Annotated in this window: 8 protein-coding genes; 3 read left to right on the top strand and 5 right to left on the bottom strand. The window is 32.3% G+C overall.

The features are described 5' to 3' along the window. Positions 1-39 precede the first annotated feature (39 nt). From ABNT22_RS00690 to trxA, 5 genes are all read right to left on the bottom strand, one after another. On the bottom strand, positions 40-1,377 hold the full coding sequence (locus ABNT22_RS00690) for a deoxyguanosinetriphosphate triphosphohydrolase (protein ID WP_348716684.1): 1,338 nt from the start codon (positions 1,375-1,377) through the stop codon (positions 40-42). Positions 1,378-1,435: 58 nt separating this feature from the next. After that, positions 1,436-2,119: an SMI1/KNR4 family protein gene (locus ABNT22_RS00685; protein ID WP_348715449.1), complete on the bottom strand. Its 684-nt coding sequence runs from the start codon at positions 2,117-2,119 to the stop codon at positions 1,436-1,438. A gap of 130 nt (positions 2,120-2,249) precedes the next feature. Beyond that, positions 2,250-4,634 carry a ribonucleoside-diphosphate reductase subunit alpha gene (locus ABNT22_RS00680; RefSeq protein ID WP_348715446.1) on the bottom strand — a complete coding sequence of 795 codons (2,385 nt, stop codon included), beginning with the start codon at positions 4,632-4,634 and terminating at the stop codon, positions 2,250-2,252. Between the two features lie 149 nt (positions 4,635-4,783). Then, the gene (locus ABNT22_RS00675) at positions 4,784-5,755 is read right to left on the bottom strand and encodes a ribonucleotide-diphosphate reductase subunit beta (RefSeq protein ID WP_348715444.1); all 972 of its coding nucleotides are present in this window, start codon (positions 5,753-5,755) and stop codon (positions 4,784-4,786) included. 297 nt (positions 5,756-6,052) lie between these two features. Further along, positions 6,053-6,412, bottom strand: coding sequence for a thioredoxin (trxA, locus tag ABNT22_RS00670; RefSeq protein WP_348715442.1), 360 nt, complete (start codon positions 6,410-6,412; stop codon positions 6,053-6,055). Between the two features lie 149 nt (positions 6,413-6,561). Here trxA and ABNT22_RS00665 point away from each other — a divergent pair, with 149 nt between their 5' ends. From ABNT22_RS00665 to ABNT22_RS00655, 3 genes are all read left to right on the top strand, one after another. Beyond that, entirely contained in the window at positions 6,562-8,721 is a 2,160-nt protein-coding gene (locus ABNT22_RS00665) for a prolyl oligopeptidase family serine peptidase (protein WP_348715441.1), read from the top strand. Positions 8,722-8,793: 72 nt separating this feature from the next. Beyond that, complete coding sequence (locus ABNT22_RS00660; protein WP_348715439.1) at positions 8,794-10,878, top strand: M13 family metallopeptidase; 2,085 nt, start codon at positions 8,794-8,796, stop codon at positions 10,876-10,878. 262 nt (positions 10,879-11,140) lie between these two features. Then, positions 11,141-12,082, top strand: coding sequence for an ABC transporter ATP-binding protein (locus tag ABNT22_RS00655; protein ID WP_348715437.1), 942 nt, complete (start codon positions 11,141-11,143; stop codon positions 12,080-12,082). The last annotated feature ends 30 nt before the right edge of the window (positions 12,083-12,112 follow it).

Here is a 12,112-nt window from a genome sequence, read left to right as displayed (position 1 = left end):
TTTTTTGAAAGAACACAAATCTAACAAATTAATTCTTAGTTATATAACATCGCCTTTTATCTTATTAAATAGGCGTATTGCATATCCATCAGATAACCCTGCTACATAACTACATATTTGCATTATTCTATGGTATAAACTTTCTTTTTCTTGCTGATACTCTTCAGGAAGTAAGTTTAACACCAAAGTGTCATAATTAGATGCTCTTCCTTGAAACTTATTATTGAGTGCTGTTACAAAAACATCTAACAAGTCAGCAATGATCTTATATCCAGCCACTTCCTTCTCAATAACTTCTTTGCTTTTGTAAATTTTATTTACACTTATCTTGATTATGTCGTTAATTTGTGCCTCATACTTACACTTATCTAACAAACCTTTGTCAAAAGTTCCTTTTAAAATTGTTTCTTCATTTGCTAAAAAGATATCTACGGCTTCATTTATCAAGACTCCAATAGCCAACGCTCTTAAATAACTAACTCTATCTTTTTTGTGTTGAAGTGAGTGATATTTTTTGCTGTCTATAACATCTTTCACCAATTTAATCATGTATTCCAACGCATAATCTTCATCTATTAACCCAAGATTAATTCCGTCTTCAAAATCAATAATAGTATAACAAATATCATCAGCCGCCTCTACTAAATATGCTAAAGGATGACGATAGAAAGAAATTCCTTCTCTATCTTTATTGATCAACCCTAAATCATTTGTTATATCCAAAAAAGCTTCTTTTTCACTTTGAAAAAAACCATATTTTTTATCTGAAATATGCTTGGTTGGTTTCTTTGGCAATGATTCTTTAGGATACTTAATAAATGCTCCTAGAGTCGCATAACTCAAACGTAATCCTCCCTCAACTCCATCTCTATTTTCTGTTAAGATCTTAAACCCATTAGCATTTCCTTCAAAATCTATCAAATCTTGATATTCTAAATCGCTTAAGTATTCCTTGTATTGGAGTCCCTTTCCTGTTTTAAAATACTCTCCTATTGCTTTTTCTCCTGAATGACCAAAAGGAGGATTTCCTATATCATGCATTACTGAAGCAGCTGCTACAATTGCACCGAAGTCGTTAAAAGTATATCCTAGTTCTTGTAAATATGGATGACGTTCAAGTAGAACTTTCCCTACACGTCTACCCAATGTCCTTCCTACTACAGACACTTCTAAACTATGGGTAAGTCGCGTATGTACAAAATCTGTTTTTGATAGGGGAATTACTTGTGTTTTATCTTGTAAACTTCTAAAAGCAGAAGAGAAAATTATTCTATCAAAATCTACTTCAAAACCTAAACGAGTTTCATCTTGGTGAATTCGTTCTCTCTTTTGAGTATCTCCATGTCTTTTTAACGACAATAGTTGTTCCCAGTTCATCATCTCAAATAAAATTTTGTCGAAAATACGAAAAAGAGTCTTTTAAAGATTTTAAAAGTTAACCTAAACCTAACTTGTCTTCTGTATCTAATGCGCGAATAACTTCTGATTTACTTGCTACCAGTGTTTTTAACCACTCAGTGAAGTTTTCTATTTTAAAGTAAAGACTTCCATCTTCCCTATTAAAATACGCTAAAGGCCATTCACCATTTTCATCAACTTCAGATGTTATCCAACACCAAGCTCCTCCATTTGAGTCTTCTGTCATTAAACATAATATAGTGTCTACTTCTAGCTCTTTTTCTCCGATCCAATTTATTTGTGCTCCTAACCCTCTTCTGTATTCTTTGAGTTTACCAATGTTTTTTGCACTATCAATACTTTGGTGATATAACCAATCTGCACCATCTCCGAAATATTGCAAGAAAATTTTATAGGAAACGGGCAATGATAACCCTAACTCTTTTTCAATAACTTTTATGTTAATATCTGTTAGCTGTTCACCAATGTTACTATGTAAATAAGAGTCTTCTAACAACAAGATTAATGGTTTAGTAATAGAGTGTTTAGTAATAGAGTGTTTCGTATAAGAAGATTGTTCTAAAGACGCTATCTTATTTGACAATATAAAACCTTCTTTCATCTTCTTTTTTGTTTCCTTTCTTTCTTGTTCGTTTTTTTGATTCAATATGGTTACAAGAAAGGACACAATAAGTATAAAAATTAAAATTCCTTTGAACATAGCTTTGTTTTTTTATAGTATCAAAACTACAAATATTATAAATGAAAAGAGAAGCCTTTCGACTTCTCTTTATACATTTAACTGCTATTATAATTAAATTTCTCCTTTAGTTAGAAATATTAATTCAATTTTAAGATCCACACATTAAACAATCATCTGGACCAGCGTTTTTAGAAGCCTCTACCATTGCTTTAAATTCTTCTTCACTCATTGGCTTGTCTTCATCTTTCTTTTCTACGTCTAACGTAAACTGTTTCGCATTTACGGCAGATTTCGTACGTAAGTAATACATCCCGGTTTTTAATCCAGATTTCCACGCATAGAAATGCATTGATGTTAACTTACCATAATCAGGATCTTTCATAAATAAATTCAACGATTGAGATTGGTCGATAAAATATCCTCTATGGCGAGCCATATCAATAATATCTTTCATACTCATCTCCCAAACCGTTTTGTATAAATCTTTTAAGTCTTGTGGAATAGCTTCAATATGTTGAATAGATCCGTTTGCACGCATAATATCTTCTTTCATATTGTTATCCCATAAACCAAGCTCTACTAAATCTTCTAATAGGTGTTTGTTTACAACGATAAACTCTCCTGACAACACTCTACGCGTATAAATATTAGAAGTGTATGGTTCAAAAGCTTCATTGTTTCCTAAGATTTGAGATGTTGATGCTGTAGGCATAGGAGCTACTAATAAAGAGTTACGAACTCCATGTTTCTTAACATCTTTGCGTAATTTCTTCCAATCCCAACGACCACTCAATTCATCATCGTTAACTCCCCACATATTGTGTTGGAATTCTCCTTGTGACATTGGTGATCCTTCATATGTAGAGTATGCTCCTTTTGCTTTTGCTACTTCCATAGAAGAGGTTACCGCTGCAAAATATAAGGTTTCAAAAATCTCCTGATTTAATTTCTTAGCTTCATCTCCTGTAAAAGGCATACGTAACATGATAAACGCGTCTGCTAATCCTTGAATTCCTAATCCTACAGGACGATGACGCATATTAGAATTCTCTGCTTCTACTACTGGATAATAGTTACGATCAATAACTGTATCTAAGTTTCTAATTACTTTTTTAGTTACTTCAAATAATTTATTATGATCAAAGAATTTATTTCCATTTTCATCTTCTGCAACAAACATTGGTATTGCAATCGATGCTAAGTTACATACTGCTACCTCATCTTCTGCAGTATATTCCATAATCTCAGTACATAGATTTGAAGAACGAATTGTTCCTAAATTCTTTTGGTTTGATTTACGGTTCGCAGCATCTTTGTATAACATGTACGGTGTACCTGTTTCAATTTGAGATTCTAAGATTTTCTCCCATAAATCACGTGCCTTGATTGTTTTTCTTCCCTTTCCTGCTTGCTCGTAACTTGTATACAAACGTTCGAACTCTTCTCCATAAGTATCATATAGATGCGGACATTCGTGTGGACACATTAATGTCCAGTTTCCATCTTCTTGAACACGTTTCATGAATAAATCAGAAATCCACATTGCATAGAATAAATCACGAGCACGCATTTCTTCTTTACCGTGGTTCTTCTTTAAATCTAAAAACTCATAAATATCAGCATGCCAAGGTTCTAAATACATTGCAAAAGACCCCTTACGTTTTCCTCCTCCTTGGTCTACATAACGAGCAGTATCATTAAATACACGTAACATTGGTACAATTCCATTTGATGTACCATTTGTTCCAGCAATATAGCTACCTGTAGCACGAATATTATGTATAGATAAACCAATACCACCAGCAGATTGTGATATTTTAGCCGTTTGTTTTAATGTATCATAAATACCATCAATACTATCGTCTTGCATTTGTAATAAGAAACAAGATGACATTTGTGGTTTTGGAGTACCTGCATTAAATAATGTTGGTGTAGCATGTGTAAAGTACTTTTTACTCATTAACTCGTATGTAGCGATAGCTTCATCAATATCCTCCTTATGAATTCCTATAGACACACGCATTAACATTTGCTGAGGTCTTTCAGAAATTTGTCCGTTTAATTTTAGTAAATAAGAACGCTCTAATGTTTTAAACCCAAAGTAATCGTAGTTGAAGTCGCGACTGTAGATAATTGTAGAGTCTAATTTCTCTGCATTATCCATAATAATTTTATACACGTCATCAGCTAATAATGGAGCCTTATTTCCTGTGCGAGGGTTGATATATTCATACAAATCAGTCATTGTTTCAGAGAATGACTTTTTGGTGTTTTTATGTAAGTTAGATACGGCAATTCTAGCTGCTAATTTTGCATAGTCAGGATGTGCTGTAGTCATTGTAGCTGCTACTTCAGCTGCTAAATTATCTAATTCAGAAGTAGTTACCCCATCATATAATCCTTCAATAACTCGCATTGCTACTTTCACTGGGTCAACAATTTTGTTTAACCCATAACACATTTTTCTTACTCGAGCTGTAATCTTATCGAACATTACTGGCTCTTTTCTGCCATCTCTTTTTACTACATACATATTCCTTTGTTTTCTTTTGAGTTAGTTAATAAATTCCTAGACCAAAGCTTTAAAAACCTTAGTTTAGGGGATATTAATTTAAATTTTTGTTTAGGTTAAATAACTATTTTAACCGAGCTATACCGCGTGTAGGGGATTGCAGTTTTTATTTAGAAATCAGCATCAAAACTAATGCTTCCTGTTCCTCCAGATTTTACTCCTGCTTTTTGGTATTCTGATACTCTTTTTTCGAAGAAATTAGTTTTCCCCTCTAAAGAAATCATTTCCATAAAGTCAAACGGATTTGTAGCGTTGTAAACTTTTTCACAACCAAATTCTACTAATAATCTGTCAGTTACAAACTCTAAATATTGTGTCATTAATTTTGCATTCATTCCTATTAAACTAACAGGCAATGATTCTGTGATAAACTCACGTTCTATATCTAAAGCTGAAACAATGATTTCAGATATTCTTTCTTTTGAAACTTTATTTACTAAGTGATTATTGTGTAAATGAACTGCAAAATCACAGTGCATCCCTTCATCACGAGAAATTAATTCGTTCGAGAAAGTTAATCCTGGTAATAAACCACGTTTCTTTAACCAGAAGATAGAACAGAAAGAACCTGAAAAGAAAATTCCTTCTACTGCTGCAAACGCTATTAATCGCTCTGCAAAAGAATCAGAATCTATCCATTTTAAGGCCCAATCAGCTTTCTTCTTAATTGCTGGAAATACCTCTATTGCTTTAAAAAGACGATCCTTCTCTTCTTCATTTTTAATATATGTATCTATTAATAATGAATATGTTTCTGAATGTATATTTTCCATCATGATTTGGAAACCATAGAAAAATTTTGCTTCAGAATACTGAACTTCATTTACAAAGTTTTCTGCTAAATTTTCATTTACAATACCATCCGATGCTGCAAAAAATGCTAAAATGTGTTTAATAAAATAACGTTCATCGTCCGTTAATTTGGTATTCCAATCATTCAAATCAGAATGTAAATCGATTTCTTCGGCAGTCCAAAAACATGCTTGTTGCTTTTTATACCATTCCCACAAATCATTATGTTGGATTGGAAATATTACAAATCGATCTTTGTTTTCTTGTAAAATAGGTTCAATAGATGACATCCTTTTAAGAGCTAAATTTTAGAGTTATTTTTTTCAAAAAGGGGATAAAACAAAGATTGCAATTTTTGCTAAAATTTAAAAGTCATACTTATTCACAAATCCCTTGAAGTTTTTAACAAAATGGTAATTCTTGAGTAAAAACACCAAAAATCACAAAAATCACAAATACCTGAAAAACAATATTTTAAAAACAAAAAATCAGCTTAAGTAGTGATATTCACTGGGATTCTTATTTTGGGTATAAACATAAAAAAAGTGGAACCTAACCGCTCCACTTTTTACTCTTATAATTATTGCTTATTTCTTAACTTTTAAAACATCTGCAATAATTTGTTCAATTTGATTTTTAGGTAGTGCTCCATTAGCCATTTGTGGATCTTCTCCAATTGGGCAAAATAACATAGAAGGAATACTTCTAATTCCAAATGCTGCAGAAAGTTCTTGTTCTGCTTCGGTGTCTATTTTATAAATGTGGATTTTCCCTTCATATTCTTCACTCAATTGTTCTAATACAGGCGCAAGCATTTTACATGGCCCACACCAATCTGCATAAAAATCAATGATTGCAGGTATTTCTCCTTCAAACTTCCATTCTTTATTCTCTTCATAATTAAAAACTTTCTCAAAAAAGCTTTCTTTTGTTAAATTTTCTGTCATATCACATAATCTAATTAGTGTAAAGGTAGTCGTTTTTCTTTCTAAAAATTACAATTGGAATTTTAATTGTTAAATTCATCTTAAAATGTAACGCTTGGTTAGTTTTTTCTTCTAATTTTGAAAGAATTAACTAATCATTAATAAATACGATGAGAAAAATAATCCTTCCCTTTCTTGCTGCTGGAACTATGCTTGTGGCGTGTAAAGAAAACAAACAAACAAAAAGAGATATTACAGTGAATTACCCTGAAACAACTAAAAAACCTGTTGTAGATGAATATTTTGGTACTAAAGTTACCGATAATTATCGTTGGTTAGAAGATGATCGTAGCCCAGAAACGGAAGCATGGGTGAAAGCTGAAAATGAAGTTACCTTTGATTATTTAAGTAAGATTCCATATCGTGAACAATTAAAAGATCGTTTATCTGAATTATGGAATTATGAAAAAGTAGGCACTCCATTTAAAGAAGGAGATTTTACTTATTTCTATAAAAACGATGGACTTCAAAACCAATACGTACTTTACAGAAAAGATGCTGATGGAAAGGAAGAGGTTTTCCTTGATCCAAATACTTTTTCTGAAGACGGAACTACTTCTTTAGGAGGTGTTAATTTTTCAAAAAGTGGAAACATTGTTGCTTACTCTATTTCTGAAGGAGGAAGTGATTGGAGAAAGATTATTGTAATGGATGCCAAGAATAAAGAAATTATTGGTGACACTTTAGTTGATGTAAAATTCTCAGGTATTGCTTGGAAAGGAGATGAAGGTTTTTACTACTCTAGTTATGACAAACCTAAAGGAAGCGAATTATCTGCTAAAACTGATCAACACAAATTATACTATCATAAATTAAATACTCCTCAAAATACAGATGAGGTAATTTTTGGTGCAACTCCTGAAGAAAAAAATAGATATGTAGGAGGTTATTTAACAGAGGATGATAAATTCTTAGTTATTTCTGCTTCTACTTCTACTTCTGGTAATAAATTATTTTTAAAAGATTTAACTAAATCAGACAGTAAGTTAACGGTTGTTTTAGATAATTATGACAGTGACACCTATGTTATAGATAATAGAGGTGATCAATTATATTTGGTAACTAACTTAAATGCACCGAATAAAAAAGTAGTTACTACTGATGCTAACAATCCTACTCCAGAAAACTGGAAGGACTTTATTGCAGAAACAGAAAATGTATTATCACCTTCTACAGGTGCTGGATATTTTTTTGCTGAATATATGGTAGATGCTGTATCTAAAGTATTACAATATGATTTTGATGGAAAGTTAGTTCGTGAAGTTAAATTACCAGGAGTTGGTTCTGCTGGAGGGTTTGGTGGAAAAACAAATGCAAAAGAGTTGTATTTCTCTTTTACAAACTACAACACACCTAGCTCATCATATAAATTTAATCCAGAAACTGGAACTTACGAAACATACTGGAAGCCTGCTATATCTTTCAACTCTGATGATTATGAAAGTAAACAAGTTTTTTACACTTCAAAAGATAGCACTAAAGTTCCTATGATTATTACCTATAAAAAAGGAATTGAGCTAAATGGAAAAAACCCTACTATTTTATATGGTTATGGTGGGTTTAATATCAGTTTAACTCCAAGTTTTAGTATTGCCAATGCTGTTTGGATGGAACAAGGTGGTGTTTATGCTGTTCCTAATTTACGTGGTGGTGGTGAATATGGTAAAAAGTGGCACGTTGCAGGTACACAATTACAAAAACAAAATGTATTTGATGATTTTATTGCAGCAGCAGAATTCTTGATTTCTAATAAATATACTTCATCTGATTATTTAGCAATAAGAGGTGGATCAAATGGAGGTTTATTAGTAGGAGCTACTATGACACAACGTCCTGATTTAATGCGTGTAGCATTACCAGCTGTTGGAGTATTAGACATGTTACGTTATCATACATTTACAGCAGGTGCTGGTTGGGCTTACGACTATGGTACTGCTGAACAAAGCAAAGAAATGTTTGATTATTTAAAAGGATATTCTCCAGTACATAATGTTAAAGAAGGGGTTGAATATCCTGCTACTATGGTAACTACAGGTGATCATGATGATCGTGTAGTACCTGCTCATAGTTTTAAATTTGCTGCTGAATTACAAGAAAAACATAAAGGAACTAATCCTGTATTAATTCGTATTGAAACAAACGCAGGACATGGTGCAGGAACACCTGTTTCTAAAACTATTGAACAGTACTCTGACATTTTTGGATTTACATTGTATAATATGGGATTCGACGCATTGCCAAACCCTCCAAAAACAAAAATTAAGAGTTAAAGTGTAACAATTTTCAACAAAAACACTCTTATTAAAAATAAGAGTGTTAATATCAATCAAATTTATACATACATGAAAACCATTCACAAAGTTCTGTTTACTTCAGCCGTAGCTTCTTTAGCTATTGTTTCTTGTAAAACAGATCAAAAACCAGAAGAGAAGGTTCAAGGAATTGTTCTTGAAAATATGGATACTTCTGTAAAGCCTACAGAAGATTTTTATAACTACGTTAACGGTACTTGGGATAAGAATACTGAAATTCCAGATGATAGAACACGTTGGGGAAGTTTTTCTGAATTAAGAAAAAAGACCGACGCAGATGTTTTAGCTATTTTAGATGAAGCTATCAAGCAAGGAAATTTTCCAAAAGTAAAAGATGCTCAAGGAAATGAAATTGATAGCGATCAACAAAAAGCCGTAAACTACTTTGAAAGTATCATGGACACTGTTGCTCGTAATCAGCAGGGAATTGATCCTTTAAAACCTTACTTAGCTAAAATTGATGAAATCAAAACTAAAAAAGATGTTGAAACATATTTAATTAATGTGGCTCCATATGGTGGTGGTGGTTTCTTCGGGTTTGGTGTTTTCAATGACTTAAAAAATAGTAACATGAATGCTGGTTATATGGGATCAGCAGGTTTAGGTTTATCTAGAGATTACTATGTAGATGAAGATGCTGATACTAAAGAAAAACTTAAAAAATATGAAGGTTTTGTAGCTACTATGTTACAAAAATTTGGTGATGATGAAGCTACTTCAAAAGAAAATGCTGCGAATGTTGTTGCTTTTGAAGCTAGTTTAGCAAAACCTATGATGACTAAAGAAGATCGTAGAGATACTCGTAAATTATACAACCCTATGACGGTTGCTGAATTACAAACTTTAGCGCCAGCAATTGATTGGGATGCTCATTTAAAAGGTATTGGAGTAGAAAATATCGATAAGGTTATTGTAACAGATCCAAACTACTTTAAAGCAATGAACGATATCTTCTCTAACCGTTCTGTTGACGATATCAAATTATTGTTACGTTGGAATGCTATTAACAATGCTGCTGGTTTATTATCTACAGATTTAGAAACTGCTAACTGGGAATTTTATAGTAAAGATTTAAGAGGTGCTAAGAAGCAACGTCCTCGTAGAGAAAGAGCTTTAGCTTCAGTTAACGGATCTATAGGAGAAGCACTTGGTAAATTATATGTTGATGCTAAGTTCCCACCAGAAGCAAAGAAAAAAGCTAAAGAAATGATTGACAATGTAATGTTAGGTTTCGAAAAGCGTATTAATGGTGTAACTTGGATGGGTGATTCTACAAAGCAAAAAGCTTTAGATAAATTACATAAGTTAACAGTAAAAATTGCATATCCAGACAAATGGAAAGATTACTCTGCATTACAAGTTAAAGGTATTAAAAATGGAGGGTCTTATTTTGAAAATGCTATCAATGTTACAAAATGGAACTACGAAAAGAATATGGAGAAATTAGGTAAGCCTGTAGATAGATCAGAGTGGGGAATGTCTCCTCAAACTGTAAACGCTTACTTTAATCCTGTAAACAATGAAATCGTATTCCCAGCAGCTATTTTACAACCTCCTTTCTACAACTATAAAGCAGACGAAGCTGTAAACTATGGTGGTATTGGAGCTGTAATTGGACATGAAATTTCACATAGCTTTGATGATTCTGGAGCTCGTTTTGACGGTGATGGAAACTTAAATAACTGGTGGACTGACGAAGATTTAAAGAAGTTTACTAAAGAAGGAGAAGCTTTAGTTAAGCAATTCGACGATGTGGTTGCAATAGATAGCGTACATATTAATGGTAAGTTTACTTTAGGAGAAAATATTGGAGACTTAGGTGGTGTAAATGCTGCTTACGAAGGGTTACAAATTTTCTTAGGTAAAAATGGCCGTCCAGCAGATATTGATGGATTTACTCCAGAGCAACGTTTCTTCTTATCATGGGCAACTGTATGGCGTACCAAGGCTAGACCAGATGCTTTAAAGAACTTAATTAAAACTGATCCTCATGCTCCAGGAATGTTCCGTGCATATATGCCTCTTAAAAATGTTGATGCTTTCTACGAAGCTTTTGATGTGAAAGAAGGTGATAAAATGTACTTAAAACCTGAAGACAGAGTTAAAATTTGGTAATACACTAAATTAAAAATATAAAAGCCAGCACAAATGTGTTGGCTTTTTCTTTTTAGTCTTTTATCAAATCAAAAAAAACTCGCAACACAAGGGGTTACGAGTCATAATAAGGGGTTGTTCTTAAGGGGAAAATATAATAGGGAAATTATATACTTACTAAAATACGGCTGCAAATATATTAAGAAACTTAAGTTCAACCTATTAACATAGGTTAATAAATAAATTGAATGATCGCTTCATTTCATTCCTTATTTTTGCACCTATGCTACAAGTAAACAATGTTTCTTTTTCTTATTCTAAAGAAAAAAATACACTGAAAAATGTTTCCTTTAATATTCTTAAAGGAGAACACCTATGTATTATGGGGGAAAGTGGATGCGGTAAATCTACATTGTTAAAAGTTATATATGGGTTATTAGATATAGATGATGGTACTATATTTTGGGATAACAATGAAATTTTAGGCCCTGCACATCATTTAGTTCCAGGAATGGACTTTTTTAAGTATGTTGCTCAAGACTTTGATTTAATGCCTTACATAACGGTAAGCGAAAACATTAAAAAATTTCTGTCTCGTTTTTTTCCTAAAGAGGCAGAAGAAAGAACCCAAGAACTCCTCGATGTTATTGAGATGACAGAATTAGCCAACACAAAAGTCAAAAATTTGAGTGGGGGACAACAACAGCGTGTTGCTATTGCGAGGGCTTTAGCCAAGGAACCAGAGTTATTATTACTCGATGAACCTTTTAGCCAAATTGATAATTTTAAAAAGAATTCATTACGTAGAAAACTTTTTAAGTACTTAAAAGACAAAAACATAGCTTGTATTGTTGCCACACATGATGGTAATGATGCTTTATCTTTTGCTGATAAGATGATTGTTATTCGAAATCAACAAATTATTGCTTATGATACTCCAATGCAGTTATACAACTACACAGAAGAAAAGTATGTTGCTGCTTTGTTTGACGATGTTAACGAAGTACGAATAGATAATAACCAAATACTTGTGTATCCACACCAAATAAAATTGGTAGATACTTCTACTATTAAAGGAGTTGTAACTAATAGTTATTACAAAGGGTATTACTGGTTAATTGAAGTTCTACACAAGAATGATCTTCTTTTTTTTAATCATAACAAAGCATTAGAAAAAGAAAAGACGGTCTTCCTAGAAATAGAAAACCGTCTTAAAAACCAATAATAATTGCTAAAATTATTACTCAACTAATTT

The sequence above is a fragment of the Tenacibaculum sp. 190130A14a genome (assembly GCF_964048965.1).
Taxonomy (GTDB): Bacteria; Bacteroidota; Bacteroidia; order Flavobacteriales; family Flavobacteriaceae; genus Polaribacter; species Polaribacter polynesiense.
Note: the sequence above shows the minus strand (reverse complement) of the source record. Positions and strands in the feature narration are given on the sequence as shown.